This is a genomic window from Rhodococcus sp. Z13 (assembly GCF_025837095.1).
In the GTDB taxonomy this organism is placed as follows: Bacteria; Actinomycetota; Actinomycetes; order Mycobacteriales; family Mycobacteriaceae; genus Rhodococcus; species Rhodococcus sacchari.
This window is the reverse complement of record NZ_CP107551.1, coordinates 3,738,968-3,765,531: the sequence shown is the minus strand read 5'-3', so window position 1 is coordinate 3,765,531 and position 26,564 is coordinate 3,738,968. Positions and strand designations below refer to the sequence as shown.

Genomic DNA, 26,564 nt, shown 5'->3' with positions numbered 1-26,564 from the left:
AGAATCACGGACCGCCTACGGCGGCCGCATCGGTCGGGCACTGTGGAAGAAGGATGATGGAGACACGGTCGGGGCTGTGGGCGGAACGCGCCGATGCCTCCGAGGGAGCACTGGTGTCGCGGCACGTGCGGCGCCTGTGGGGTCTGCCCGGCACCGCACTCGGCGTGGTCGGCTGGCCCGCCGTCCGACGTGAGCGACTGTTCCTCACGTGGCACTACTGGTGGCAGGCCCACCTGATCGACACGGCCGTCGACGCCGCCGAACGCGACGCCACCCTGCGCCGCCGACGCCGCGTGGTGCGGCTGACCCGCACCCACCGGCTGCGCAACATCACCGGCTGGACCAACGACTACTTCGACGACATGGCCTGGCTCGGCCTGGCCCTCGAACGCGCCGAACGCCACCTCTACGTCGACCACCGCGACGCCATCGCGACCCTCGCCGGTGAACTCGTCGACGCCTGGCAGCCCGACCGCGGCGGCGGCATCCCGTGGCGGCGCCGCGACAACTTCTACAACACCCCCGCCAACGGCCCGGCCGGGCTGCTGCTGGCCCGCACCGGCAAGGTGTACCGGGCGCAGGAGATGGCCGACTGGATCCACGACACGCTGCTCGACCCGGAGACCGGCCTGATCTTCGACGGCATCCGCGACGGCGAACCCGAACGTGCCCTCTACTCCTACTGCCAGGGCGTGACCCTCGGTCTCGAGACGGAGCTGGCCCTGCAACTCGACGACCCGCGGCACCGCCGACGCGTCCACGCGCTGGTCGCGGCGGTCGACGAGCACCTCACCGAGTGCAGCGTCGTCACCGGCGGGGGAGGCGGCGACGGCGGCCTGTTCAACGGCATCCTCGCCCGCTACCTCGCGATGGTCGCCACCGCGCTGCCCGTCCTCGACGGCGACGACGTCCGCGCCCGCAACGTCGCCGCGCGGATCGTGCTGGCCTCGGCCGAGGCGGCCTGGGAGAACCGGCTGCAGGTCGAGGAGCTGCCGGTCTTCGGGCGCGACTGGTCGCAGCCGGCGCGACTGCCGGGATTCGGGATGTCGGTGGCGAAGTTCTCGGACGGCACGGTGCGCGCCTCGTCGGTGCCCGAACGTGACATGTCGGTGCAGCTCGGCGGCTGGATGCTCATGGAAGCCGCCTACGCGGTCGCCGCCGCGCGCGAGGAACAGCGCTGACGAAAAAGGTGGGTCCTATCCCGGTAGCCGGGATGGGACCCACCTTCTTCGACGTCGTCGAGGACTACGGCGCCTCGATGCGCGTGATCGGCTTCGTCGCCTCGTCGTCGGCCTCGGCCTTGCCGCGGCGCGAGGCCAGCAGCCGCTTGCCGATCTCGCTGAGGATCGGCACGACCGAGACGAGCACGATCAGCAGGAAGATGTAGTCGATGTTCTCGGCGATGAACGTGATCTGCCCGAGCAGGTAGCCGAGCAGCGTCACACCCGCGCCCCAGACGATGCCGCCGAGGACGTTGTAGACGATGAACACCCGGTAGGGCATCTTCGCGGCACCCGCGACCAGCGGGGCGAAGGTACGCACGATCGGCACGAAACGTGCCAGGAAGATCATCGCGGGACCGTGCCGCAGGAAGAAGCGGTGCGCCTCGTCGAGGTACGACTGCTTGAACAGCTTCGCGTCGTCCTTGAACAGGCGGGTGCCGCCCTTGGCGCCGATGAAGTACCCCACCTGGTCGCCGAGCACCGCGGCGATCGGGATCGTCACCATCAGCACCCACAACGGCGCGAACGGCTCGACCTCGGTGGACTTCGACGCGGCGATCAGACCCGCGGTGAACAGCAGCGAATCACCGGGGAGCAGCGGGAACAGCAGGCCCGACTCGATGAACACCACGAGCAGCAGACCGATGAGCATCCAGGTGCCGAACGAATTGAGAAGATTGACGGGGTCCAGGAACCCCGGCATCAGAGCCAGATCGGTCACGGATTCCGAGGCTTGGAGCAAAGTCACGCACCCCAGGGTACCGGCGGTCCCGTTCCGGCCCGAACGACGATGCCGGGCGCCCGACCGATCCGAGTGTCATCCGCGCGTGTTGCTTGACATACTGCAAGGACAACCCTGGCACCTACCACAGATGCGGTGAGGTGCTGCTCGACAATCAACTGGAGGACAGCCGCTGTGCCTATCGCGACTCCCGAGGCCTACGCCGAGATGCTGGCCCGCGCCAAGGAGCACTCCTTCGCGTTCCCTGCGATCAACTGCACGTCGTCCGAGACCATCAACGCCGCGATCAAGGGTTTTGCGGACGCCGGTAGCGACGGCATCATCCAGTTCTCGACCGGTGGTGCCGAGTTCGGTTCCGGCCTGGGCGTGAAGGACATGGTGACCGGTGCTGTCGCCCTCGCCGAGTTCGCCCACGTCGTCGCCGAGAAGTACGACGTGACCATCGCCCTGCACACCGACCACTGCCCGAAGGACAAGCTCGACGGCTTCGTCCGCCCGCTCATCGCCATCTCGCAGGAGCGCGTGAACAACGGCCGCAACCCGCTGTTCCAGTCGCACATGTGGGACGGCTCGGCCATCCACATCGACGAGAACCTGGAGATCGCCCAGGAGCTGCTCGAGGCGACCAGGAACGCCAAGATCATCCTCGAGGTCGAGATCGGCGTCGTCGGTGGTGAAGAGGACGGCGTCGAGAACGCCATCAACGAGAAGCTCTACACCTCGGTCGAGGACTTCGAGAAGACCGTCGACGCCCTCGGCGCCGGTGAGAAGGGCAAGTACCTGCTCGCCGCGACGTTCGGCAACGTGCACGGTGTCTACAAGCCGGGCAACGTCAAGCTCAAGCCGGAGGTGTTGGCCGAGGGCCAGGCCGTCGCCTCGAAGAAGCTGGGTCTGCCGGCCGGTTCGAAGCCGTTCGACCTCGTGTTCCATGGTGGCTCGGGCTCGCTGAAGTCCGAGATCGACGAGGCCCTGAGCTACGGCGTCGTGAAGATGAACGTCGACACCGACACCCAGTACGCGTTCACCCGTCCGGTCGCCGCGCACATGTTCACCAACTACGACGGTGTCCTCAAGGTCGACGGTGAGGTCGGCAACAAGAAGACCTACGATCCCCGCAGCTACCTCAAGAAGGCCGAGGCATCCATGACGCAGCGCGTCATCGAGGCCTGCAACGACCTCAAGTCGGCGGGTCGCTCGATCTCGGCCTGATCGACACGGTCCCCTGATCGACACGGTCCGCGGACACGCAGAAGGGCGCCGGCCTCGTGCCGGCGCCCTTCGTCGTTCCGTCGACCGTGCAGTTCTCGTCGCGACCCGTCGGGAGCGGGCGACGAGACCTACTCACTCACTGCACACCTTCCACTCCTCGCCGACGAGCTCGAGGTCGAAGGTGCGGTCGGTGACGTCCGACGGGCTGTTCGCGGTGTGCGCGGTGACCTGTGCGATCGCTGTGTTCTCGGTGATCTGGATGCGGTCGATGCTCGTCACCACCGGGATCTCACCCTGCTGCACCGCGACGCGGTGGATGTCGGCGAAGTCCGCCGGATCCACCGACGCGTAGAAGTCGGCGAGACCGCCGCAGGTCGTCGCGCGCAGGGTGGTGAGGTCGCCGGCCTTCAGCGCCTCGACGAAGGTCTCGATGCTCGACCGGATGCCGCTCTCGGGGGAGTTGTCCTCCCGCTGCTGGTAGAACAGGATCGCGGCGATCGCCGCGATCACGACCACCACGGCCGTGCCGGCGGCGAGCAGCCACTTGCCGCGGCCCTTCTCCTCGACCGGCGGGATGCGGGTCGGGGTGGGCTGGATCGTGACCGGGGCGGGAGCGGGCTGTGCCGGCTCCTCGGTGCGCGGCGGGATGCGCTGCGGCGGGGCCTTGGGCACGTGGTTGCGGACCGGGATCTGCACCGTGGGAGCCTCCGCCGGGTCCGAATGCTGCGGAGCAGGAGCCGGTGCGGGTTCGGTCACCGGCAGCGCGACGGTCTCGGCCGTGGGGCTCACCGTCTTCTCGGGCGCGCTCTGCTCCGGCACGCTCACCGTCTCGTCCGGCGCCGCGTCCTCGACGGGACGAGCGTCCGCCGCCTCTGCGCTCTCCGCGGCAGGGGCCTCGGTGCTCTCCGCTGCAGGGGTCTCCGCTGCAGGCGACTCGGCGCTGGGGCTTTCGACGTCGGCGCCTTTTCCGGCCGTAGGCTCGCCCGCGGACCCGGCCTGGGGGGTCGGCGAGGTCTCCTCGGGCGTCTTCTCGTTCTTCGGGTCGGACACGTGCTGCACCTCGTTCGGCGGGCTGCGGTTACCCGGGGACTCTATCGACCGTTCGCGGCGGGAGGGCAGAATGGCCCCATGACGTCTTTCGGTGATCTTCTCGGACCCCAGCCGACCCTGCTGCCCGGCGACGACGACGCGGAGTCGGCACTGCTGAACGGAGAGGACCCCGCGAAGGTCGCAGCCGACCATCCGACGGCTTCGATCGCCTGGGCGTATCTCGCCGAGGCCGCCATCGACAACGGTGAGACGATCCAGGCCTACGCCTACGCCCGCACCGGCTACCACCGCGGCCTCGACCAGCTGCGCCGCAACGGCTGGAAGGGCTTCGGTCCCGTGCCCTACGGCCACGAGCCCAACCGCGGCTTCCTCCGCTGCGTCGCCGTCCTGGCCCGCGCCGCGCAGGCCATCGGGGAGACCGACGAACACGCCCGTTGCCTCGACCTGCTCGAGGACTGCGATCCGCGCGCTGCCGAAGAGCTCGGCGTCGAATAACGTCTGCTGAATGCTTGCGTCGAACAGGCGCCGGCCGACCCGTCAGGGACTGCGTAGGCGCCTGAACGACTCGGCCGGTCGTCTGCGCTCGTCGGCCGTGCCGATCATCCAGTGCGCTCTCGCGGCGGGTCTGGCGTGGTGGGTCGCGAAGGACCTCGTCGGGCACGCCCAGCCCTTCTTCGCCCCGATCGCGGCCGTGGTCTCGCTCGGCCTCGGTCTCGGGGCGCGGCTGCGCCGGTCGGTGGAACTGGTCTGCGGTGTCACCGTCGGTATCGGTGTGGGCGACCTGATCGTCTCGCAGATCGGCAGCGGACCGTGGCAGATCGCGCTGGTCGTGAGCATCGCCATGGGCACCGCCGTCGCGCTGAACAGCGGCCCGATCTTCGCGATGCAGGCCGGCAACTCCGCGGTGCTCGTGGCGACGCTGCTGCCACCGGGCGGGGCGGGTGGTGCCGAGCGCATGGTCGACGCGCTGGTCGGTGGTCTCACCGGCGTCGCGGTCGTCGCCATGATCCCCACCCACCCGGTGCGGCGGGCACGACGTCACGCCGCCGACATCCTCGCCACGGCGAGCGAGGTGCTGCGCAAGGTCGAGGCGGGGCTGGTCGAGAACAACCCGAAGCCGATCGACGACGCTCTGCGTCAGGCGCGCGCCACCCAGTCCGCGATCGACTCGATGCGGACCCAGATCAAGGGCGGCCGGGAGGTCAGCACGATCTCGCCGCTGTATTGGAACAGCCGGCGGCGGCTCGTCATCCTCACCGCGGCGGCCGATCCCATCGACAACGCGATGCGCAACATCCGCGTGCTGGCACGGCGGTCGCTGACGCTGGTCCGCGACGACGAGATCCTCGACATCCGGCTCGTGCAGCGTTTCACCGAGCTCGCCGACGCCGTGGACGTGCTCCGCGAGATGGTGCTCGCCGAGCCGGGGGAACAGCCCGATCAGGCCGAGGCCGCGCGGGTGCTGCGCAGCGTCGCGAAGAAGCTGAAACCCGAGCTGATCGAGGGAGCGGGGGTGTCGGCGACGGTGGTGTTCGCGCAGTTGCGGTCGCTGACCGTCGACCTGCTGCAGGCGGCGGGACTCAAGCGCATCTCGGCGATCGCGACGCTGCCGCCCACCGTCGAGCATCCGGGTTACGAGCCGGAGGACTGAGCCCCGGAACCGTAACCGTTGAATGTATGCGCATTCGTGCATACGATGGCCCGAGGTTCACGAGGGAGAGCGATGGGTCACGGTCATTCACACGGTGTCGGTCACGGGCACGGCGGCAACGCAGGTCCCAGCCGGGCTGTGATCCGGCGGATGGCGATAGCCCTCGGCATCCTCGGCGCCTTCTTCGTCCTCGAGGCCGGCGTCGGCCTGTGGATCGGATCGCTCGCCCTGCTCGCCGACGCCGGGCACATGCTCACCGACGTCGTCGGCGTCTCGATGGGCATGGTCGCGCTGATCCTCGCCCGCAAGGGCAGCTCCGTCGCCTCGCGCACCTTCGGCTGGCACCGCGCCGAGGTGCTCACCGCGATGGTCAACGCCGTGCTGCTGCTCGGCGTCGCGGGCTGGGTCTTCTACGAGGCGATCGAGCGGATCGGCGACACCCCGGAACTGCCCGGCCTGCCGATGATCGTCACCGCCCTGGCCGGCCTCGCCGCCAACATCGTCGTCATGCTCCTGCTGCGTTCCGACGCGAAGGACAGCATCGCCGTGCGCGGCGCGTACATGGAGGTCCTCGCCGACGCGGTCGGCTCGGTCGGGGTGCTCGTCGCCGGCGGTCTCGTCCTGATGTTCGGCTGGAGCTTCGCCGACGTCGTCGTCGGTGTGCTCATCTCGCTGTGGGTCGTGCCCCGCGCGCTGCGTCTGGCGGCCGAGTCGCTGCGCATCCTCACACAGACCTCGCCCGCCCATCTCGACGTCGACATCCTGCGCTCCGACCTGCTCGCGCTCCCCGGTGTCTCCGGTGTGCACGACCTGCACGTGTGGACCCTGACCACCGGCATGGACGTCGCGACCGTCCACCTCGTCAGCGACCATGACCCGCAGTGGATCCTCGACTCCGCCCGCACCGCGCTGTCGTCACACGGACTCGACCACGCCACCGTGCAGGTCGAGTCGACGGTCGACGGCAAGCGCTGCGAGAAGGACGTCACGTGGTGACGCCGGTCAGATGCGCGCCGGCTCGCGCCACCGCGTGATCAGGTCGACGGCGAACGAACACGCCACGAAGACCGCCGCAGCGAACACGGTGGTCCCGATCACGACGGGGAAGTCCCCTTCGAGGGCGGCGTTCACCGCCAGTCGCCCCACCCCGTCGAGGCCGAAGATCGTCTCCGTCACGATCGCCCCGCCCATGATCACGGCGAGTTCGAGCCCGCCGAGGGTGATGACGGGGTTCAGCGCCGCCTTCAGTGCGTGCCGGTAGTGGACGACCCGCTCCGACAGTCCCTTCGCCCGCGCCGTCCGGATGTAGTCGGTGCCGAGCACCTCGAGCATCGACCCGCGCACCACCCGCTGGAAGATGCCGATCTCGGCGATCGCCAGGGTCAGCCACGGCAGCAACAGGTGCCGGGCCCACTCGAAGGGGTTCTCCGACAGCGGGACGTATCCGCTGCTGGGGAAGAGGTAGAGCCCGTGCGTGGACAACGTGAAGAACAGGAAGTACGACAGCAGCATGCCGGTGAGGAAGGTCGGCAACGACAACGCGACGTACGCCAGGCCCGACAACCCGTGATCGACCGCGGAACCCTCCCGGCGCGCGGTTTCCACCCCGAGCACGAGCGAGAGCGTCATCCAGATCACCAGCGCTCCCAGCGCCAGCGACGCGGTGACCGGCACCTTGGACAGGATCAATTCCGTCACCGGGGTGTTCTGCCGGAACGAATAGCCGAGCGCCGGCGGCCAGTTCATCAGTCCCATGGGGGCGCCCTGGATGTCGGGCCCCCGGAACAGGTAGTGCTTCAGCTGCAGATACCAGGGATCGTCGAGGCGCAGCGCGCGGGCCACCGCCTCGATCCCCTCCTGACTCGCGTTGCGTGGCGCGAGCATCGTGGCCGGATCGCGATAGGCGATGCGGGTCAGGACGAAGGCTGCCAGCAGGACGAGCACGAGGGTGGTCACCGAACGGGTGATGAGATGTGTGACGTGCCGGAGCATCGAGATCACCGTCCCTTCGGATCGAGGACGTTGCGCAGCCCGCTGCTGAACGCGTTGAAGCCGAGCACGATGACGAACAGAGCGATGGCCGGACCGAGCAGATACCACGGCTGCACCTGATAGAGCGACGTGCGCTGGGCGTCGGCGATCATGTTGCCGAGACTCGGTGTGGGAGCCTGGATGCCGACGCCGAGGAACGACAGGGTCGCCTCCGCCACGATGCTCGCGGGAAGCTGCACGGCCCAGTACACGACGATCACCGGGAGGACGTTCGGTAGAACCTCCCGGAACAGGATCCATCGGCGTCCCGCGCCGAGGGTCACCGCCGCGTCGACGAACGGGCAGGATCGCAGAGTCACCGTCAGCCCCCGGCTCAGGCGCGCGAAGTAGGTCCACGTGAACGCGGCGATGATCACCACCACGACCACGATCGGGCTCACCACGGGCCGGCCGTCGGCACCGCGGTTGAGCGCGAGCAGGCTCAGCGCCGTCACCACGAAAGGGAACGACAGCACCATGTCGATCACCTGGCCGGTCACGCGGTCGAAGATGCCGCCGGCCAGGCCCGACGCCACCCCGATGATCGTGCCGATCACCATCGCCAGCGTCGTCGCGGGAATCCCGACGAGTAGGGAGATCTGCGTGCCGTAGAGGGTGCGCACCAGGACGTCCCGGCCCTCCCCGTCGGCACCGAGCCAGAAGCCTGAGGACGGGCCGATCGGGATACCCGAGGCGTCGAGCGCGGTCTCGCGGAACTGCTCGGTGGCGCCGTGCCCGACGAGGGCCGCCACGAGCGGGGCGGCGAGCGTGGCGAGGACCACCAGCACGATCGTCCCCAGCCCGAGGCGCGCCGAACGGTCCTCCACCAGGGCAGCGAACAGCCGACGCCCGTTCCGCGGCGGTGTGTCGGTGAGGGTGTCGACGCCGGCGGGTTCGGTCCACAGGTCAGGCATCGACGGTCTCCTTCCGGGTGCTTCCCGGCACCGCGCCGAGCAGGGTCCGGGTGTAGTCGTGGGCCGGGTCGGCGAACACCTCGTCGGTGTAGCCCTGCTCGACGATCACCCCATCGTGCAGGACCGCGACGCGGTCGCACAGCGCGGACACCACTCCGAGATCGTGCGAGACGAACAGCAGGGACGTCCCCCGCTCGTCGCGCAGGCTGCGCAGCAGTTCCACGATCTGCCGGGCGGTGGTCTTGTCCAGTGCCGACACCGGTTCATCGGCGACGACGAGAGCCGGATCGAGCGCGAGCGCACGGGCGATGGCGACACGCTGACGCTGCCCGCCGGACAGTTGCACGGGATAGCGGTCGGCGAAATCACCGGGGAGCCCGACCGACTCGAGCAGTTCTCCGACCCGCCGCCGGATCTGCGGACCCGGCAGGTCCGTGCTCAGTTCGAAAGGTGCCGCCAGGATCTGCGCGATCTTCCGGCGCGGGTTCAGGCTGCCGTAGGGATCCTGGAAGACCATCTGGATCGAGCGCCGCACCTGTGGATCCACCACCGGCCGGCGCTTGCCGGATGCGACGTAGGAGGTGCCGCGGAAACTCACCGTACCTGTGTCCGCGACGTCGAGACCGGTCACGATACGGCTCAGTGTTGATTTCCCCGAACCGGATTCGCCGACCAGTCCTACGATCTCGCCCTCACCGATCCGCAGGTCGATGTCCCACAGGACCGGGCGGTGCTCCTTGCGGGAGATGCGGAATCCCTTCGTCAGGTTCTCGATCCGCACCAGCTCCGGTCGCTCCGGCCGCGGGCCGGCCGGCGCGGCGACGGGTTGCGCGAGCGGCTCGAGCAGTTCCACCGTGTACGAATGGGTGGGCGCGTTGTACACCCGATCGACCGGACCGGACTCGACGACGCGACCACTGCGCATGACCACCACGTCGTCGGCGAGTTCCGACACCACCGCGAGATCGTGACTGACGAGGACGAGAGCCATGCCGTGGTCCTGCTGCAATCGGCGCAGCAGGGCGAGGATCGACGCCTGCACCGTCGCGTCCAGCGCCGTGGTCGGTTCGTCCGCGATGACGAGTTGCGGATTGTTGGCGAGCGCGATCGCGATCATCACCCGCTGGCGCATGCCCCCGGAGAAGTGGACGGGATGGTCGTCCAGCCGCTCCTGCGCCCGGGGAATGCCCACCTCGTCGAGCAGCTCGATCACCCGGCGTCGCACCGTCTTCCGATCCAGTCGGTGATGCGCCGTGAGCGCCTCGCCGATCTGCCGGCCGATCGGCACGAGGGGGTGCAGGTTGCTCGACGGATCCTGGAACACGAATCCGATGTCGCGACCGCGGATCGACCGGAGGTGCCGCGGCGACGCGGTCACCAGGTCGGTGCCGTCGAACAGGGTGCGCCCGTTCACGACGGCACCGGGCCCGAGCAGTCCCGTCGCGGCGAGCAGCGACATGCTCTTGCCGGACCCGGACTCACCCACGATGCCGAGGGTGCGGGCCTTGTCGACGGTGAACGACACGTCGTGTACCACCGGCGTCGACCGGAACGAGACGCCGAGATTCTCGACCTGCAGCAGCGGCATCTCAGGACCCCGGACGCAGAGCGATGTTGGTGTAGTCGGCCTGCGCAGGCAGCGATGCCCACGTCCAGTTGGTCACCCGGTCGGACGAGATGAGGTTCTTGCGCTTCTCGAACAGCGGGATCCACGGAAGATCAGTGGACACGACCCGATCGGCCTCCGCCCAGATCGGTGCCGGATCGTCCGACGGGAACGCCTGACGTGCAAGCTCATTGAGACGATCGTTGCTGTAGCAGATGCCGTTGACGTTGCCCTTGCCGCACGGGGCAGCCTCCGAGTTCAGCCAGCCGCCCAGCAGCATGCGGGTCGAGCGTCCCTGCCAGTCGGGCGTGAACGAACCGCTCAGGGCGACGTCGTACCGGGAGGTGGGGTCCTGGAGGTAGGAGGTGTACTCGGTACCGGGCAGGGCAATGAGATTCAACGTGATTCCCGCAGCCGCGAGATCCTCCTTCAGGGTGACGGCGATGGACTCGAACTGGGCAGTGGACTTGTAGACCGCGTCGAGGGTCAGGCCGTCGGGGTAACCGGCCTCGGCGAGCAGCTGCCGGGCCTTGTCAGGATCTCCCTTGCTGTCGGGCGTGGCGTAGGGATCGAACGGCTCGTGACCGAGCAGGGTGGATGTGACGATCTGTCCGTTCTGCTTCGCGGCAACCGGGCCACCCTGTCCCTGAACGAGATTCGCTTTGTTCACCGCATAGGCGAGCGCCTGCCGCACGCGCAGGTCGCGCAGGGCGGTCGCGCCGGGGAAGGTCGCCTCCGGCTTGGCATTGATGACGATGAAGTTCGCCGCGCCGCTGTCGGAGGTGTGCAGGTTCGGGTCGTTCGCCGAGGCGTACTGGTTCAGCACGGCCCGGGGCGGAACGTCCATGTACAGGGTCAGGTCGGCCTCTCCGGAACGAACTTTCTGGACGACGCTGTCCTCGCTGTTGGTAGTGAAGTCGACGACGATCTCGTCGACGTACGCGGCGCGGGCGGGGTCCGCGTCGTGGTTGTAGCCCTCGACCTTCTTCAGCACCAGCTGCTGGCCCGGTTGGTAGGCGTCGATCCGGTACGGACCGGACGACGGGAAGTTCTTCCGGAACTCGAGCGAGTCGCCGAAGTACTGCGAGGCGACCTCCGGGGGCAGCGGCGTCACGAAGTTCATAGTGAGGATGTCGAGGAAGTCGTACGACTTCGTCGGTGCCGTGATGACGAGGGTCTTGTCGTCGACGGCCTGCACACCCGAGATCTCGTGCGTGTCGATGAACTGCTTCGACGCCGCGAGGTCACCCGTGGGGACGGTCGCGAACTCGTCGCAGAACTCCGTGAAGCCCTCGAAGGACAGGTGGAAGTAGTTGATCGCCGCGACCTGCTTGTTCGGATCGCAGAACCGTTTGACGGCGTAGACGAAATCGCCGGCGACGATCTCGCGGTTCGACGAGCCCGAGTACGTGATGCCGTCCCGCAGATGGAAGGTGTAGGTGCGGCCGTCCTCACTGACATCCCACGACTCTGCGAGGTCGGGCACGATCTCGGTGTCGTCCTTCAGTTCCCCGGTGGAACCGGGGAAGGTGACGAGCTGCCGGGTGATCGCCCGCTGCACGGCCCACGCGTTGGTGTCGTAGCCGGTGAGCGGGTCGAGCGAGTCCATGTCCGATGCGAGAGAGGCGACCCACAAGGTGCCGCCGGCGACGATGTCACCGTCGTCGCCGGAGCGGGTGGCCGGAGCGCTTCCGGTGCAGGCCGAGACGAGCAGAGCCGTCAGGGCGGTGGCGGCGATACCGATGTTCCGCAGGGCGCGGGAGGCGGGTCGTCGATGTGTGTTCACAGATGATCCTTCGGGGGGTGGGGGAAGGGGATCAGAAGTTCGTGCCGGCGAAGGCCGCCAGGTCGGTGGCGAAGAGCCGGTCGGCGCGGGCGATCGCGTCGCCGGAGCCGGTGCGCACCGCGCCGGAATCGGCGAGCTGGTGCCAGCGCACGCTGCCGAGCAGCGCGCTGCCCAGTGTCGCGACGTCGACCTCGAGGTCGGAATCGGAGGAGATGCCGGGCGTCACGGACTCGAGGCGCCCGTCATCGATGCGGTAGGTGCCGGTGTTCTCGGGCAACAGGGGGTCGTGGACGGCGAGGACGAGGGATTCGCCGCTCCCGTAGGTGCGCGCCCGGAGGGCGGCTTCGACGTCGAGGATCCGCAACCACGTCTCGTCCCGGATCCCGGTGGTGGCCACCGCGCGCTGGTCGGTCAACAGCCACGGCAACGAGCTGTCGACGGGCAGGCCGGGGACGACGATCCGGTCGACGAGGTCGAGGTCCCACAGGAACCGGATCAGCCCGACGAACGCTCCGCTGGACGGCGCGAACAGGTCGTCGACGACGATGCTGCGTTCGTGGCTGCCGAACCAGGTCTTGGTGCCGATCGGGTGGTACCGGACGAAACCGGTCTGGGCGCCCTCCTGCCCGGCCACCGCGGTGTAGGCCGGACCCCGGGCCGGGTCGAAGCGCAACTCCTGCGCCGCCCACCACTGCGACGAGCGGGTGATGAAGCCGGGGCGGACGTTCGGGACACGCGCGTGCACGGCCGGCAGGACGTCCCACATCCGTTCCGGGGAGAGGAGGCGGACCGGATCTCCTGCCGGCACCTCGGGGCGGAACCCGCCGCGGCGCGTGTCGACCGTGACCGAGCTCACCCGGCTCGCGATCCCGTACCCGAAGCGCCCGTAGATGGTTGCCTCCGAGGCCCGTAGCGTCGCAACGACCTTCCCCGCGTCGCGGGCGTCGGTGAGCTGACGGCGCACCAGACGGGAGACGATGCCCCTGCGGGTATGGGTGGGAAGGACCCCGACGTGGGTCACCGCGGCGTGGGGGACGGTGCGTCCCCCGGGCAGGGTGAGGGCACCGCTCGTCGAGTCGACGGTCCCCACGAGTTTCCCGTCTGTGAAGGCGCCGAGGGTTCGGCCGGCCTCGAAGACCTTCCCGGCGGCACCCGCCGGCAGCGGAGCCGACCAGGGCAGCCCGACCATGGCGGTGCGGAACAGGTCGAAGGCCTCGGCCAGTTCCCGTTCCTCGGTCAGTACCCGGATATCGACACCGGATGCGGAGCGACCTGTGGGGAGCGCGGACATATCGGGTTCCTGTCGTACGAAAGGCAGGCGCACCGGTGCCGATGCGCCTGCCGAGGTGATGTATCCCGGTCCTCCGGGACGGATGCGCCTGCTTCGCGGCACGAGGGTGAGCGTCCTCGGAAGTCTCGTCGGAAGGTAGCCTCCGGGAGGAGTGAGCGGCAACAATTGTGCGCTGCAGTGATTTTTAATTCCGGCAGGAATACGTCCGGAACAAGCCGTGAAGACTTCGAATCACGGTGATTCCATAGGATGCTCGCCGCACCGGGCGCCGCTAAGTTCAACCACCGGACATCTGTGTGTTTCGAACGAAAGTGTGGATAAGTGCGGAAAAGGAACCGTCTCGCGGTCGCGTCGGCAGGATTGGCGGCTGTATTGCTCCTCGGGGGGTGCGGGTCCGGTGGAGCGAGCGCCGACGCGGGATCGGATCCCGTCGACGGCGGTGATTTCGTTACCGGTCTGTACCTCGAACCGCGGGGACTGGACCCGCACCGGCAGGTGTTCTGGGAGACCTACCGCGTCTCCCGCAACATCTTCGAGCCGCTCGTCGGGGAGGACCTGACGACCACCGAGGGCACCCCCGAACTCGTCCCCGTGCTGGCCACCGGCTGGGAGCACAGCGAGGATGGACGGACCTGGACCTTCCAGCTACGTGAGGGCGTCACCTTCCACGACGGCACCCCCTTCGACGCGGAGGCGCTGCACAAGAACGTCCGCCGCGTGTGGGACCGGTCGTACGAGTTCTTCGACGAGGAGAGCGCCGGTCGGGTGAAGGTGTGGTTCGGCAACCTCACCAATGCCGCTCCCACCGGCGAGTACACGTACACCTTCGAATTCGCCCGTCCCTTCCTGGGATTCCCCCGGATCCTCGCACAGTCGATGTACACCCTGCCCATCGGTAACCCGGCGGTGTGGGAGACCTACGGAAACGACGGCTTCGCCGAGCACCCGGAGGGCACCGGCCCGTACCGCTTCGTCTCACGGGCGATCGGCGACCGGATCGAACTCGAACGCAACGAGAACTACTGGGGCGAGCAGCCGCACCTGGATACGCTCACCTTCCGCGTCATCCCCAACAACCAGACCCGCGTCGCCTCCCTGCTCAACGGCGAGGTCGACCTGATCAGCTACGTGCAACCCGACGACGTCGAGACGCTCGAGAACGCCGGACTCGAGGTGCCCGAGGGCACCGGGGCGGAGCTGATCTACTTCTCCTTCAACCGGCGCAATCCCGTCTTCGACGACGACCGCGTCCGGGAGGCCCTCATCCACGGCCTGGACCGGCAGGCGCTCGCCGACGAGGTCTACAACGGGTACGCCACGCCGCAGTACTCCTTCCTGCCGCCGGGCAACGAGGCCTACCGCGACGACGTCGTCGACTTCGCATACGACCCGGAGCGGGCGCGGCAGCTGCTCGCCGAAGCCGGCTACGAGCCGGGCGAGCTGCGCTTCAATCTCGTGGTCGACGTGGCCAACGAGAACGTCGGCCAGTGGCTGCAGGCGCACCTCAAGCAGATCGGTGTGGAGACCGAGGTGGTCAGCCTCGACCGCGTCAACTACTCCGCCCGCGTGTACAACCCGCAGCCCGGCGACGGCCTGAACATCGACGAGTTCGGTGAGACGAACGCCGAATGGCTCCACAACGGGTACAACGGCCTCAAGAACCGTGGCCTGAATCCCGAGCAGTACCCCGAGGTCACCCAGGCGATCGAAACCGCGCTCTACACCGACGACGCCGACCAGCGCATCGCGCTGTGGCAGGCCGCCGAGGAACAGTTGCGCACAAGGGCTCTCGTGATCCCGGCCGTGAACCTGAACCGGTACTACGCCACGGGTTCGAACGTCGAAGGATTCACCTTCGCGTCCACCAACTGGTACGACCTGAGCAACGTCTGGCTCTCGGGGGAGTGATGAACCACCTCCGGCGGATCGGTATCCGTGCACTCAACATCGTCCCGATCCTGGTGATCGTCTCGGTGCTCGCATTCCTGCTGGGTGCACTCACGCCGGGCGATCCCGTCGAGGCGCAGTTCGCATCGAGATTCACACCCGAACAGCTCGACGAGATCCGCGCCACCTACGGTCTCGACCGGCCGCTGTGGGAACAGTACTTCGTGTGGGTGAAGAACCTGTTCGCCGACGGTGGCGGACTGTCCCTCACCCTGGGCACCCCGGTGTTCGACATCCTCGTGCCCAACTTCGTCAACACGCTGATCCTCACGGCGGCCGGGGTGGTCGTCTGCCTCGTGTTCGGGACCGCGATCGGTTTCGTGGCCGGCATCTTCCACAACGCCTGGATCGACCGCCTGGTGATGCTGGTCGTGCAGGTCGGCAGCAACCTGTCGGTGTACTGGTTCGGTCTCGTTCTGATCAGCGTGTTCGCGCTGCAGCTGAAGTGGCTTCCGGTGGGCGGCATGGAATCCCGCGGGGGTGGTGGTTTCGGCGACCTCCTCCAGCATCTCGTCCTGCCGGCGGTGTCGGCGGCGCTGATCTCGATGCTCGTGCTGGCGCGCTTCGTGCGGGTCGGGGTGATCCGGGAACGCTCGTCGGACTGGTTCCGGACCTTCCGCTCCCAGGGCATCACGCCCCGGACCCTCTACGGCCGGAACGTCTTCCGGAACATCCTGCCGAGCGTCGTCAACATCACCGGCCTCGAGATCGGCACCCTGATCACGGGAGTGTTCTTCGTCGAGATCGTCTTCAACTGGCCCGGCATCGGAACCCAGCTGGTCAACGCGGTCAACGGCAAGGACTATCCGGTGATCCAGGGAGGCATCGTGCTGGTCGCCCTGTGCTATCTCGTCGTCAACCTCGTCACCGACGTCGTCGTCGACGTCCTCAACCCACGCATGAGAGGTGCCTGATGGCAACACTTCTCGATGAAGTGGTCGCCAGGAAGCGATCCCCGTCCGGGCACGGACGGCACCGTGCCCAGCTGGTCGCCGGTCTCGTCGTCATCACGGTGGTCGCGGTGTGTTCGCTGTTCGCTCCGCTGCTGGCGCCCTACGATCCGATCCTGACCGACCCCACCGCCAAGTTCCTCCCGCCCGGCAGCGCCGGACATCTCCTCGGAACCGACGAACTCGGCCGGGATCTCCTCAGCAGGCTCCTCTGGGGTGGCCGCACCTCGCTCCTGCTCGCCGTCGTCGCCGTCGCCGCGGCGACCGTCGTCGGATCGGCCGCCGCACTGGCTGCGGGGTTCGCCGGTCCGCGCGTGTCCGGCCTGATCATGCGGGTCGTGGACGTGCTGTTCGCCTTCCCGGTGATCCTCGTGGCGATCGCGCTCGCGGCGCTGCTCAGCCCCGGGGCCGGTGTCGTGGTCTTCGCCATCGGCTTCGCCGTCGTCCCCTACATCACACGCGTGGTGTTCGCCGAGGTCAAACAACAGCGAGGCCGTGAATACGTCGAGGCCGCGGTGTCGCTCGGTGCGGGACGGTGGTCGCTGACGGTCCGCGAGGGCCTGCCGAATGTCGTGGGCCCGATCGTCGTCTACGCGACGAGCCTCGTGGGGGCGATGGTCGTGTTCTCCGCCAGCCTCAGTGCCGTGGGCATCGGTGTCCAACCGCCCGCGCCGGACTGGGGGCAGATGATCGCGTCCGGCGCCAAGGTGGTCATCTCGGGTCACCTCTACGTCGCGCTGATCCCCGGCCTGACAGTCCTGCTCGTCGCGCTCGCCTTCAACTGGCTCGGCGACGGACTGAACGACGTCTTCGATCCCCGGTCACGGCGAGGAGCCCGGCGATGAGCACACTCCACGACACCGACGTCCTGGCCGTACCCGGCCCCAAGCCGTCCGATCGGATCCTCTCGGTCACCGACCTGCGGATCGCCTTCCGCGGCGACCCGCACGACGAGCCGACGGTCCGCGACGTGTCCTTCGATATCGCGTCGGGTCAGGTACTCGCCCTCGTCGGGGAGTCCGGTTCCGGGAAGAGCCTGACGGCCGCGGCCCTCCTGGGCCTCCTGCCCCCGGGAGCGTATCTCGCCGGCGGATCGATCCGGTTCCGGAGCGGGTCCGGCGAGGCCGTCGACCTCGCGGGGTTGAGCGAGAAGCGGCTCAACACCTTCCGGGGCTCGGGCATCGGCATGGTCTTCCAGAATCCGCTGAGTTCGCTCGATCCGTCCTTCCGGGTCGGCAGCCAGCTCGACGAGGTGCTCGTGCGGCACCGTCCGCGCACGCGCCGCGCCGAACGGCGCGAGCTCGCCGCCCAGTGGCTGCGACGGGTCGGATTCGACGATCCGGAGCGGGTACTGAACTCGTATCCGCATGAGCTCAGCGGCGGGATGCGCCAGCGCGTCGTGCTCGCACTCGCCGGCCTGGCCGAGCCCACGCTGCTCGTCGCCGACGAGCCGACCACCGCGCTCGACACGATCGTGCAGCGGCAGGTGCTCGACCTGCTCCGCGACGTGGCCTCCTCCACCGGTGCCTCCCTGCTGCTCATCACCCACGATTTCGACGTGGTGGAACACCTCGCCGATTCGGTGGTCGTACTGCGCAACGGTGCCGTCGTGGAAGCCGGGACCCGTGACGAGATCCTGTCCTCGCCCCGCGATCCCTACACGAAGCAGTTGCTCGCCGCCGTCCCCCGCCTCGGGAGGCGACGTACCCTGCCGCATTGGCGCGGTGCCCGCTCGCTGGCAGGCGGTGCGGTCACCCAGGCAGTGACGGAAACCGCTGCGGAGACATCCGATCCGGTCACCCCGGTGTTGAAACTCGAGAACGTCACACGCAGTTTCACGGTCGGCGGCTGGGGCACCGGCACACGCCGCTCGGAGTTCGTCGCCGTCGACGACGTGTCCCTCGAGGTACGGCCCGGCGAGATCTACGGTCTGATCGGCGCATCCGGCTCGGGCAAGTCCACGCTGGCCCGACTCATGGGAGGTCTGCTCGACGTGACCTCCGGGAGCGTGCACTTCCAGGGGGAGCCGCTCTCGGGCACCGACCGTGACACGTTCCGCGCCGCCCGCCCGCGCCTGCAGTACGTCTTCCAGGACCCCGTCGGTTCGCTCAACCCGGCCGTGCGGGTGGGTGAGCAGATCGCTCGTCCACTACGGCGTTTCGGGACCGTGCCCGACAATAGTGGTGTGTCCGACGCGGTGGCCGAGGCCCTCGAACTCGTCGGTCTGCCGGCCGCATTCGCCGATCGCTATCCGCATGCGCTCTCCGGAGGTCAGGCGCAAAGGGTCTGCCTGGCACGGGCACTGGCCCTGTCGCCGGATCTGCTGATCCTCGACGAACCGACCTCCGCCCTCGACGTGTCCACCCAGGCCGGGGTCGTCGACCTCGTGCTCGACCTGCGGGAGCGACTCGACCTGACGTGCGTGTTCATCGGGCACGGACTGGGTCTCGTCGAGTGGATGTGCGACCGCATCGGGGTGATGTCGCGAGGACGCCTCGTCGACACGTTCCCCACCGAAGATCTCTACGACACCGACAGGGCGCCGGAGGTTCACGACCTGCTGCGCGCCGACCTCGGTTCAGGAAAGGTGCTCCACACGTCATGACGTCCCTACCGGCCCGCAGGCCGATCGTCGCAGTCGGTTTCACCGGACAGGAGGCAGTGCGTCTCCTCGACGACTCCGCGGTCCACGACAGTTGGGCCGGCACCGGTGCCGCCTTCGGGGTGGTCGGCATCGACCGCATCGCCCGCAGCGCCCGGACGGACACCGGTCCGGAGCCCACCGACATCGATCCGTCCCTCGTGGCGACGGCCCTGGCGACCGCGGGTGGTCCGCCGCTCGTCGTCACCGGCACGGCGCACCACGACCTGCCCTACAATCTGGCGCGCCGTGTGCTGTCGCTCGACCACCTCACCCACGGCCGCACCGGACTACTGTTCGGCGCACGTGATCCGCGCGGCCACGGTGAGACCGCCTGGCACGGTGGCGCCGAGCTGGGTGCCGTCACCGCTGCCGACACGGCATCGGCCATCGCACGGCTGTGGCAGAGCTGGCCGCTCGACTCCATCGTCGCCGACAAGGAATCCGGCATCCTCGTGCAGTCCGACCGGATCAGGCGGGTCGACCACCACGGTGTCGTCGACATCGCCGGGCCGCTGAGCGCCCCCGCGTCGGTGCAGGGCGCACCGGTCCTCGCGTGGTACGCCGACGACGACGATCTGCTCGCCGAGATCCCGGCGGTCACCGACCTCGTCGTTCTCGGCGGCGTTCCCGATCCCGGGACTGTGGTGAGCCGCCTCCGGACGGAACGAGGCTCGTCCAACATCGTTGTGCTGATCGAGGTTCCGGTCGGTACGGATGCCACACGCACCGACACCGCCGTCGGTGCTGCACTCGGCGCCGGCGCGGACGGTGTGCTGCTGCGTTCGGCGGAGCCCGCAGCCGACGATCCCGCTCGTCTGCTCGACCGGGTCCGTGCGGTGGCCGGTGCATTCGGGGAGTCGTCCCCGGTCGACACCGGGAGCACCCTCCGCGCGCTTCTCGGAATCGGGGCACCGATCCCCCTGCTCGAATCCGCCACCCCCGCGTTCGCGCCCCCTACGACGAGCGTCTACCGCTGACCCTCGACGCCCGCGTCTCGTGGACGCCGTCGTCTTCGACCCACCGAGAAAGTGAACACAATGGTCGCCCCCACTTCCCCCGACATCCGCACGCTCCTCGCGGGCTCCTTCGCGGAGTTCGACACCCTCGCTGCGACGTACCGGCCCGTCTTCACCCGGATCGCCGAGGGGAATCTGCAGCGTGAACGGACACGTGAATTCCCCTACGAGCAGGTCCGCTGGCTGATCGACGCGGGTTTCTCCCGGCTGCGGATCCCCCGCGAACTCGGCGGCGACGGAGCCACGCTGCAGCAGGTATTCCTGCTGCTCGCCGAACTCGGTGAGGCGGACCCGAACGTGGCCCACATCTTCCGCAACCACCTCGCGTTCGTGGAGGACCGGCTCAACTCGCCCGACCATCCGTCCACCGAGGTCTGGCTGGAGCGTTTCCGGCAGGGACAGTTCGTCGGCGGGGGATGGACCGAGGCGAGCAACGCCAAGTTCGGTGAGATCGGCACCCGCATCACCACGTCCGAGGGCGTCACCCGCATCACCGGCAACAAGTTCTACGCCACCGGCAGCCTCTACGCCGACTGGCTCGACGTCATCGGCCGCAATGAGAACGACGAACTGATCACCGCGCTCGTGCCGCGGGAACAGGCCGGCGTCACCCTGCTCGACGACTGGGACGGATTCGGACAGCAGACCACGGCGAGCGGTTCGGCCCGCTACCAGGACGCCGTCGTCGACGAGCACGGAATCTTCCCCGCCGAGCAGCGTTTCGCGTACCAGGGGCTCTTCTATCAGACGGCACTGCTGTCGGTGCTGGTCGGCATCGGCCGCGCCGCCTTCCGCGACGGCTCCGAGGGCCTGCGTCGCCGCACCCGCAACTACCCGCTCGGCGTGAACGAGGTGCCGCCGCAGGATCCGCTCCTGCAGCAGCAGATCGGGTACATCGGCACACGACTGTTCCAGGCGGAGGCTGCGCTGGAGAAGCAGAGCGCGACCCTCGACGTCGTCGCCCGCGCTCACGCCCTCGGGGACGCCGAGCGGGAGAAGACAGCACTGGTGGACGCCACCGTCCGCACCCACGAGGCCCAGTCCGTCATCGTCGATTCCGTTCTCGAGATCACGGCGACGATCTTCGACGCCCTGGGCGCCTCGGCGACTTCGGTCTCGTTGGCACTCGACCGGCACTGGCGCAACGCCCGGACGCTGTCCTCACACAACCCGCGCGTGTTCAAGGAACGTGTCCTCGGTGACTACTACGTCAATGGCACCGTGCCGGTCGGTGGGTCGAATCCGTATGCCCGCCCGCAGGGACAGGGGGTCTAGACGATGGGCAACCGACGTGAGGGCCATGTGCTCCTGGGCGTGAACGTGCTCGTCTACGGGTACATCCCGTCCGCGTGGCGTTCCCCGCGGCTGGACTCGCGTGACTTCGTCGAACCCGCCTACTGGGAGCGGATCGGCCGGCTCGCCGAACGCGCGACGCTCGACGCGGTCTTCCTCGCCGACGCGCTGAGCCTGGGGGATCCGGCCTACGACGCCAACCCCATCCGGCTCGACCCGACGGTGCTGTGGGCGCACGTCGCACGGGCCACCGAACGGATCGGTCTCCTCGCCACCGCATCGACGACCTTCAACGATCCGGTGGAACTCGCGAGCCGCATCCTCACCCTCGACCACATCTCCGGAGGCCGCGCCGGGTGGAATCTGGTGACCACCCGCGACAACCGCTCGGCCGCGAACTTCGGCCTGTCCGGCATCGTGGCGCGCACCGAACGGTACGAGCGGGCAGCCGAATTCGCCGATCTCACCCGGAAGCTGTGGACCGCGGCGGAAACCGGTGAGACCGTGCGCTTCCACGGTTCCCACTTCGACTACGAGGGCGACTTCCGAGCCCCCGCCTCACCGCAGGGACGCCCGGTGCTCTTCCAGGCGGGCGGGTCGCCCGCCGGCCGCGACATCGCCGCAAGGTACGCGGACGGGGTGTTCGCCGCGGAGATCACCCCGGAGACCGCGCGCGAACACTACGGGCTCGTGAAGTCGGCGGCGGCCGGATACGGACGCCGGCCCGGCGACGTGAAGATCCTGCCCGGTCTGCTGCTCACCCTGGGGTCCACCGAGGAGGAGGCGCGCCGCCGCGTCGACGAGCTGTACGACACGAGCCCCTCCGCGTACTCGGCCGCATGGCTCACCCACGCCATCGGCGTGGACGTGTCGAAACTCGAGCTGGACGAGCCGTTCCCCGACGAGGTCCTCAACGGTCCAATCGACGAAACCTTCCAGGGCAGTATCGGTTTCCGGGAATCCATCCTCGAACAGATCCGTCAGACGCGTCCCACGGTGCGTGAATATCTGCGTCGGACCCGGTACTCCGGGTCCGGGCACGGGGGATTCGTCGGGACGCCCGAACAACTCGTCGACCGGATCGAACAGTGGTATCTCGCCGGTGCCTGCGACGGGTTCAACCTGCAGCCCGACATCCTCGTCGACGGCCTCGAGGTCATCGCGGACGAGGTGATCCCGTTGCTCCGGGCGCGGGGCCTGTACCGGCACGAATACGAGACGTCGACGCTGCGCGGGCACTTCCGGGCGGCGGAACCGAACGTCGAGAAAACCCTGCACCCGGTGGGCTGACCGCCCATCCGGTGCGAGGCACGGATCCCGTCGACGTCAGACCTGCGGTCCCTCGGATCGCAGGTCGTCGACCTTCTTCATGGCCTCCCTCAACTCGTCCAGCCACTGTTTCGAATGCTGCCCGGCGAGCCGGACCGTCCACTTCAGGGCATCCGACCGCGACCGCGCGACCCCCGCGTCGACAAGGGTGTCGAGCACCTTCCGTTCAGGCTGCCGGAGCCGCGTCATGACGGGGACGGCGAGGTGGGTGAACAGGACGCTCCGGTCGCCCACCTTCACACCCCACGCCACCTTGCGTCCGTAGCGGGCCTCGGCCTCGTCGGCGATGCGCATGCGGTCGGGGCGTGTGGTCTCGCGGAAGCGGGCGATGCGCCCGTCGATCTCGCTGTCGCCGGTGCCCTCGGGCGCCGGGAGTTCCCCGACGACGACGATCTCCTCGCGGTCGATCTCGATGTCGGGCAGGCCGGTGAACCAGTCCTCGGGCAGGCGACCGGCGAACCACCGGGGAGCGTCGCTCACGTCGGGTACGTCGGCCTGCTGCCAGCCACCGGGCCGGCCGAATCCTTGCATGTGTGGATGTCGCATGACGTCCTCCTCGGGACGCGACGGAAGTGCGTGTTGCACTGATTACAGTGTTGCACCTCAACTGTGACGTGCGCCACCATGGAAGCGGAACGACGGAGATCAGCGCGTGCCGCGGCGGGGCACGAGCACCCCACCGGTGAGTGGGGGAGCCGTGCGCAGGGGAGGGGCGGCGAGCACGGCCGGCAGCCAGGCGACGGTGGAGAGCACCACCGCGGCCCAACACACGAACAACCCGACGTGCGGCGAAGGCACGTCCGCACCGGCCTGCGACCAGTACGCGAACAACCCGATCATCGACGCCGCACCCGTGCCGAGCGTCGCGAGCGCGGCGATCCGCCACCGCCGGCGCAGCAACGCGACGATCGGCACCAGCACCCCGAACACCAGTGCCAGCAGGTCGAAGATCCGCAGCGGCAACGCGACCGTCTCGGCGTCCCAGCGGGCGATGCTGGTCAGGGATGTCACCGAGCTCGCCTGCGGGAGGATCAGGCCCACGACCAGCAGGGCCACACATCCCGCCAGGATCCGCACCCGGGTACGGCCGAGGACCAGCTCCCCGGCGACCCGCTGTTCGATGCGATCGAGATCGGCCCGGTACTGCGACAGGTCGTCCATGAGTACCCCCGGCAGCGCGACGACGCCTCGGACCCAGTATGCGAGTCGCGGGAGGGCCTCGAGGGCGATTCGCGCAGCCGCCCGCGGGGGTACCCGGCCGGCATGAGCCGCTACGACGCCTACCTGTTCGACGTCCAGGGCACCCTCACGGACTTCTTCACACCGGTCTCCCGCGCCTTGGCCGACGCCCTCGGCCCCGGCACCGACCCGGCCACCGCCGGCGACATGACCCGCGCGTGGCGCCGCGACTACTACGAGCGCGTCCTCCGGCTCGAGCAGTCGGTGGAGCAGTGGTACCGCCTGCAGGACGCCTACGTCGACGGCCTCGGCGACGTCTGCGAGCAATTCGGCATCGACCTGCCGCCGGAGACCCGCGTCGAGGTGGCCCGTGCCTGGCAGCGCCTCGAACCGTGGCCGGACGTGCGGCCCGGTCTGAAGGCCCTGCGTGCTCGTGCGCTGGTCGCACCGCTGTCGAACACCGACATGTCCACCATGGTGCGGTTGTTCAAGGAACAGGACCTCGAGGCCGACGCGATCTTCACCGCCGAACTGTTCGGGGCGTTCAAACCCGCACCCGTCGTCTACGAACGCGCCTGCCGCTTCCTCGGCGTCGACCCGTCCCGCGCCGCGATGGTCGCCTCCCACCCCTATGACCTGGAGGCCGCCCGGGAGGTGGGGCTGCACACCGTGTTCGTGGACCGGCCGCTCGAGAACGGCCGTCTCGAGGACGCCGTCGTCGCCCCCGACGGCGGGTTCGACCACCGCATCGACGACCTGCGGGCCGTGCCGTGACAGGCGGATGTCGGTCCGGGCGGGAAGACTGCCCGGCATGGCCGAGAACAAGACCCAGCCCACCGACCGTCCCGTACCGGACTTCCTCGACGCCGTCGAGCACCCGGTGCGACGCGCCGACGGATGGACCCTGCACGACCTGATGCACGAGGTCACCGGCGAGAACGCCGTGATGTGGGGGCCGTCGATGGTCGGTTTCGGGCGGTACCACTACCGGTACGACAGCGGCCGCGAGGGCGACTCCCTCGCCGTGGGTTTCTCGCCCCGCAAGACGAACCTCGCGCTCTACGGACTGACGATCGCGCCCGCCGCCGAGGACCTCCTCGCTGCCCTCGGCCCGCACAAACGCGGCGCCGCCTGCCTGTACGTCACGCGCCTGGAGCACGTCGACCTCGACGTGCTGCGGGAGCTGGTCCGCCTGGGCTTCACCCACATGACCACGGTGGAACACCGCCCGTAGCTGCCCGAACGGACGAGACCGGTCTGTCCGGATCACCTGTCCGTCGACTATGGTGTCGGGGATCACAACACCGACCGAGGGGGTTTCAGTGGCTCGCACGACGCGTCGTTCCCGTGGTGCCCGCACCTGGTTTCCTGCCGTGCTCACGGCCGTCGCCCTGCTCGGTTTCGGCGCACCCGCCGCAGCCCAGCCCGTCGACGAGGTTCCCATCGACACGCCGATGCCCGACGAGATCTTCAACGGCTACGTCCTCGGCGCCCTGGGAACCGCGACCCTCGCGAGCCCCGAGGAGTTCATGGAGGGCGCGTTCGGCCACGACCCGTTCTACGACGAGCCTCCACTGCGCGGCGACGAGGCTCCCGGAACCCTGCTGAAGGCCAAGAAGTTCGACGTCATGTTCACCGGCGTCAAACCGGGCGACGTGTCGGCCTGGAAGATCATGTACGTCACCGAGAACCTCGACGGCAGCCGCGACATCAGCACCGGCGTGCTGATGATCCCGGAGGACGGACGCGACAACGCCACCCGTCCGGTGGTCGCCTACCAGGAGGCCAACGACAGCGTCGGCCCCCGCTGCCATCCTTCCTCGCAGTGGTCCGGCGGTGCTCTCGGCGACGCCTCGGCGTGGTCGGCGCTCGGCCCGCTCGCCCTCATGTGGGGTGAGGGCATGGCCACCGTGATCTCCGACGTCGGCAACGACGCCGACCCCGCTCCGCACGGCGTGTTCGCCGGTAAGTACGCCGGCAAGGCACTGCTCAACGGGGTCCGTGCGGCACTCGACGTCGACGAGGCGGGCCTCGGGGAAGCGCCGCCGATCGGCATCTTCGGCATCGCCGGCGGCGGTGTCGGTGGTGCCTTCGCCGCCGAGCTCGCCCCCACCTATGCACCCGAACTCGACATCCGCGCCACCGTCCTCGAAGGCATGGTCGTCGATCAGCGCAACTTCATGCGCACCGCCGCCGGGAGCATCGGCTCCGGCTTCGCCTTCGCCACCCTGCTCGGGCTCGAACCGCAGTATCCCGAGATGAGGATCGACGAGAAGCTCAACCCCGCCGGGAAGGCCCTCGCCGACGCGTGGCGCGGCACCTGCCAGAACAACTACTTCCTCACCCCCTTCCTGCCGCTCGAAACCTTGTTCACGTCGGGGGAGAACCCCGCCGACATCGCCGACTTCCAGCACGTCTACGACGACAACCGGCTCGGCGTGACCGGCACACCCGACTCGAATGTCCTCATCACCTCGTGCGGCGCCGACGACTCGTTCATGTCGCTGGTTCCCGCCCAGGACTCCCGGGATCTCGCCGAGACCTACCGCTCGCGGGGCACCGAGGTGCTGTACCGGCCGACCGACTGCAACATGCTGCTCATGGTCACGAACCTCTACCGCTGGGGCACCGACCTGTTCGGCATGCAGACGATCGACTGGCTCTCGAACGAACTGTCCTGACACACCTTTCACCCGGGGAGAA

24 protein-coding genes are annotated in these 26,564 nt (G+C 68.7%); 15 read left to right on the top strand and 9 right to left on the bottom strand.

Annotated elements, in window-relative coordinates:
- Positions 1-53: 53 nt before the first annotated feature.
- Positions 54-1,181, top strand: coding sequence for a glycoside hydrolase family 76 protein (locus OED52_RS17260; protein ID WP_264152065.1), 1,128 nt, complete (start codon positions 54-56; stop codon positions 1,179-1,181).
- A 64-nt stretch (positions 1,182-1,245) separates the two neighbouring features.
- On the opposite strand, the gene OED52_RS17255 is transcribed toward OED52_RS17260, so the two are convergent.
- Positions 1,246-1,926: a VTT domain-containing protein gene (locus OED52_RS17255; protein WP_264154744.1), complete on the bottom strand. Its 681-nt coding sequence runs from the start codon at positions 1,924-1,926 to the stop codon at positions 1,246-1,248.
- Between the two features lie 213 nt (positions 1,927-2,139).
- Here OED52_RS17255 and fbaA point away from each other — a divergent pair, with 213 nt between their 5' ends.
- Complete coding sequence (fbaA, locus tag OED52_RS17250) at positions 2,140-3,174, top strand: class II fructose-bisphosphate aldolase (protein ID WP_264152064.1); 1,035 nt, start codon at positions 2,140-2,142, stop codon at positions 3,172-3,174.
- A gap of 132 nt (positions 3,175-3,306) precedes the next feature.
- On the opposite strand, the gene OED52_RS17245 is transcribed toward fbaA, so the two are convergent.
- Positions 3,307-4,224, bottom strand: a complete 918-nt coding sequence (locus OED52_RS17245; protein WP_264152063.1) for an Rv0361 family membrane protein — start codon at positions 4,222-4,224, stop codon at positions 3,307-3,309.
- A gap of 78 nt (positions 4,225-4,302) precedes the next feature.
- On the opposite strand from OED52_RS17245, the gene OED52_RS17240 reads away from it, so the two are divergent.
- From OED52_RS17240 to OED52_RS17230, 3 genes are all read left to right on the top strand, one after another.
- Complete coding sequence (locus OED52_RS17240) at positions 4,303-4,719, top strand: DUF3151 domain-containing protein (protein ID WP_264152062.1); 417 nt, start codon at positions 4,303-4,305, stop codon at positions 4,717-4,719.
- Positions 4,720-4,729: 10 nt separating this feature from the next.
- The gene (locus OED52_RS17235) at positions 4,730-5,875 is read left to right on the top strand and encodes an FUSC family protein (RefSeq protein WP_264152061.1); all 1,146 of its coding nucleotides are present in this window, start codon (positions 4,730-4,732) and stop codon (positions 5,873-5,875) included.
- A 72-nt stretch (positions 5,876-5,947) separates the two neighbouring features.
- Positions 5,948-6,871, top strand: a complete 924-nt coding sequence (locus OED52_RS17230; RefSeq protein ID WP_264152060.1) for a cation diffusion facilitator family transporter — start codon at positions 5,948-5,950, stop codon at positions 6,869-6,871.
- A 6-nt stretch (positions 6,872-6,877) separates the two neighbouring features.
- Here the strand turns inward: OED52_RS17230 and OED52_RS17225 are convergent, their stop codons facing one another.
- The 5 genes from OED52_RS17225 to OED52_RS17205 are packed head-to-tail and all read right to left on the bottom strand — an operon-like array spanning position 6,878 to position 13,503.
- Complete coding sequence (locus OED52_RS17225; protein ID WP_264152059.1) at positions 6,878-7,867, bottom strand: ABC transporter permease; 990 nt, start codon at positions 7,865-7,867, stop codon at positions 6,878-6,880.
- 5 nt (positions 7,868-7,872) lie between these two features.
- Positions 7,873-8,820: an ABC transporter permease gene (locus OED52_RS17220; RefSeq protein ID WP_264152058.1), complete on the bottom strand. Its 948-nt coding sequence runs from the start codon at positions 8,818-8,820 to the stop codon at positions 7,873-7,875.
- Positions 8,813-10,408: a dipeptide ABC transporter ATP-binding protein gene (locus OED52_RS17215; protein WP_264152057.1), complete on the bottom strand. Its 1,596-nt coding sequence runs from the start codon at positions 10,406-10,408 to the stop codon at positions 8,813-8,815. Before OED52_RS17215 ends, OED52_RS17220 begins: the two co-directional genes overlap by 8 nt.
- Before the next feature lies 1 nt (position 10,409).
- Positions 10,410-12,212: an ABC transporter substrate-binding protein gene (locus tag OED52_RS17210; protein ID WP_264152056.1), complete on the bottom strand. Its 1,803-nt coding sequence runs from the start codon at positions 12,210-12,212 to the stop codon at positions 10,410-10,412.
- Positions 12,213-12,243: 31 nt separating this feature from the next.
- Entirely contained in the window at positions 12,244-13,503 is a 1,260-nt protein-coding gene (locus OED52_RS17205; protein WP_264152055.1) for a GNAT family N-acetyltransferase, read from the bottom strand.
- 360 nt (positions 13,504-13,863) lie between these two features.
- Between OED52_RS17205 and OED52_RS17200 the strand changes: the two genes are divergently transcribed.
- Genes OED52_RS17200 through OED52_RS17170 form a run of 7 tightly spaced genes read left to right on the top strand, consistent with a single transcriptional unit; the run spans position 13,864 to position 22,643 of the window.
- A complete protein-coding gene (locus tag OED52_RS17200) occupies positions 13,864-15,411 on the top strand; it encodes an ABC transporter substrate-binding protein (protein WP_264152054.1) in 1,548 nt (515 codons plus the stop codon).
- Positions 15,411-16,364, top strand: coding sequence for an ABC transporter permease (locus tag OED52_RS17195; RefSeq protein WP_264152053.1), 954 nt, complete (start codon positions 15,411-15,413; stop codon positions 16,362-16,364). The genes OED52_RS17200 and OED52_RS17195 overlap by 1 nt, the downstream gene beginning before the upstream one ends.
- Entirely contained in the window at positions 16,364-17,245 is an 882-nt protein-coding gene (locus tag OED52_RS17190) for an ABC transporter permease (RefSeq protein WP_264152052.1), read from the top strand. Before OED52_RS17195 ends, OED52_RS17190 begins: the two co-directional genes overlap by 1 nt.
- A complete protein-coding gene (gene nikE / locus OED52_RS17185; RefSeq protein ID WP_264152051.1) occupies positions 17,242-19,005 on the top strand; it encodes a nickel ABC transporter ATP-binding protein NikE in 1,764 nt (587 codons plus the stop codon). Before OED52_RS17190 ends, nikE begins: the two co-directional genes overlap by 4 nt.
- Positions 19,002-20,021, top strand: coding sequence for an LLM class oxidoreductase (locus OED52_RS17180; protein WP_264152050.1), 1,020 nt, complete (start codon positions 19,002-19,004; stop codon positions 20,019-20,021). Before nikE ends, OED52_RS17180 begins: the two co-directional genes overlap by 4 nt.
- 51 nt (positions 20,022-20,072) lie before the next feature.
- Entirely contained in the window at positions 20,073-21,335 is a 1,263-nt protein-coding gene (locus tag OED52_RS17175) for an acyl-CoA dehydrogenase family protein (protein WP_413247681.1), read from the top strand.
- 3 nt (positions 21,336-21,338) lie between these two features.
- Positions 21,339-22,643, top strand: coding sequence for an LLM class flavin-dependent oxidoreductase (locus OED52_RS17170; RefSeq protein WP_264152048.1), 1,305 nt, complete (start codon positions 21,339-21,341; stop codon positions 22,641-22,643).
- A 36-nt stretch (positions 22,644-22,679) separates the two neighbouring features.
- Here OED52_RS17170 and OED52_RS17165 read toward each other — a convergent pair whose 3' ends face one another.
- Both OED52_RS17165 and OED52_RS17160 read right to left on the bottom strand, forming a co-directional pair.
- The gene (locus OED52_RS17165) at positions 22,680-23,228 is read right to left on the bottom strand and encodes a hypothetical protein (RefSeq protein WP_264152047.1); all 549 of its coding nucleotides are present in this window, start codon (positions 23,226-23,228) and stop codon (positions 22,680-22,682) included.
- Between the two features lie 99 nt (positions 23,229-23,327).
- Complete coding sequence (locus tag OED52_RS17160) at positions 23,328-23,843, bottom strand: Rv2732c family membrane protein (RefSeq protein WP_264152046.1); 516 nt, start codon at positions 23,841-23,843, stop codon at positions 23,328-23,330.
- Between the two features lie 102 nt (positions 23,844-23,945).
- Here OED52_RS17160 and OED52_RS17155 point away from each other — a divergent pair, with 102 nt between their 5' ends.
- The 3 genes from OED52_RS17155 to OED52_RS17145 all read left to right on the top strand — a co-directional run bounded on the left by OED52_RS17155 (position 23,946) and on the right by OED52_RS17145 (position 26,542).
- Positions 23,946-24,635 (top strand): haloacid dehalogenase type II, encoded by a 690-nt coding sequence (locus OED52_RS17155; protein WP_264152045.1) that lies wholly within the window; start codon positions 23,946-23,948, stop codon positions 24,633-24,635.
- 37 nt (positions 24,636-24,672) lie between these two features.
- The gene (locus tag OED52_RS17150; RefSeq protein ID WP_264152044.1) at positions 24,673-25,095 is read left to right on the top strand and encodes a DUF1801 domain-containing protein; all 423 of its coding nucleotides are present in this window, start codon (positions 24,673-24,675) and stop codon (positions 25,093-25,095) included.
- An 88-nt stretch (positions 25,096-25,183) separates the two neighbouring features.
- Positions 25,184-26,542, top strand: a complete 1,359-nt coding sequence (locus tag OED52_RS17145) for a lipase family protein (RefSeq protein ID WP_264152043.1) — start codon at positions 25,184-25,186, stop codon at positions 26,540-26,542.
- Positions 26,543-26,564: the final 22 nt, after the last annotated feature.

Excerpts from the sequence above, each read along its gene's own strand:
- OED52_RS17215 (WP_264152057.1), bottom strand. The coding sequence starts at position 10,408 with ATGCCGCTGCTGCAGGTCGAGAATCTCGGCGTCTCGTTCCGGTCGACG.
- OED52_RS17160 (WP_264152046.1), bottom strand. The coding sequence starts at position 23,843 with ATGGACGACCTGTCGCAGTACCGGGCCGATCTCGATCGCATCGAACAG.
- OED52_RS17180 (WP_264152050.1), top strand. The coding sequence starts at position 19,002 with ATGACGTCCCTACCGGCCCGCAGGCCGATCGTCGCAGTCGGTTTCACC.
- OED52_RS17235 (WP_264152061.1), top strand. The coding sequence starts at position 4,730 with ATGCTTGCGTCGAACAGGCGCCGGCCGACCCGTCAGGGACTGCGTAGG.
- OED52_RS17170 (WP_264152048.1), top strand. The coding sequence starts at position 21,339 with ATGGGCAACCGACGTGAGGGCCATGTGCTCCTGGGCGTGAACGTGCTC.
- OED52_RS17195 (WP_264152053.1), top strand. The coding sequence starts at position 15,411 with ATGAACCACCTCCGGCGGATCGGTATCCGTGCACTCAACATCGTCCCG.
- OED52_RS17255 (WP_264154744.1), bottom strand. The coding sequence starts at position 1,926 with ATGCCGGGGTTCCTGGACCCCGTCAATCTTCTCAATTCGTTCGGCACC.
- OED52_RS17205 (WP_264152055.1), bottom strand. The coding sequence starts at position 13,503 with ATGTCCGCGCTCCCCACAGGTCGCTCCGCATCCGGTGTCGATATCCGG.
- OED52_RS17150 (WP_264152044.1), top strand. The coding sequence starts at position 24,673 with ATGGCCGAGAACAAGACCCAGCCCACCGACCGTCCCGTACCGGACTTC.
- nikE (WP_264152051.1), top strand. The coding sequence starts at position 17,242 with ATGAGCACACTCCACGACACCGACGTCCTGGCCGTACCCGGCCCCAAG.
- OED52_RS17225 (WP_264152059.1), bottom strand. The coding sequence starts at position 7,867 with ATGCTCCGGCACGTCACACATCTCATCACCCGTTCGGTGACCACCCTC.
- OED52_RS17220 (WP_264152058.1), bottom strand. The coding sequence starts at position 8,820 with ATGCCTGACCTGTGGACCGAACCCGCCGGCGTCGACACCCTCACCGAC.
- OED52_RS17165 (WP_264152047.1), bottom strand. The coding sequence starts at position 23,228 with ATGCGACATCCACACATGCAAGGATTCGGCCGGCCCGGTGGCTGGCAG.
- OED52_RS17230 (WP_264152060.1), top strand. The coding sequence starts at position 5,948 with ATGGGTCACGGTCATTCACACGGTGTCGGTCACGGGCACGGCGGCAAC.
- OED52_RS17190 (WP_264152052.1), top strand. The coding sequence starts at position 16,364 with ATGGCAACACTTCTCGATGAAGTGGTCGCCAGGAAGCGATCCCCGTCC.
- OED52_RS17155 (WP_264152045.1), top strand. The coding sequence starts at position 23,946 with ATGAGCCGCTACGACGCCTACCTGTTCGACGTCCAGGGCACCCTCACG.
- OED52_RS17260 (WP_264152065.1), top strand. The coding sequence starts at position 54 with ATGATGGAGACACGGTCGGGGCTGTGGGCGGAACGCGCCGATGCCTCC.
- OED52_RS17240 (WP_264152062.1), top strand. The coding sequence starts at position 4,303 with ATGACGTCTTTCGGTGATCTTCTCGGACCCCAGCCGACCCTGCTGCCC.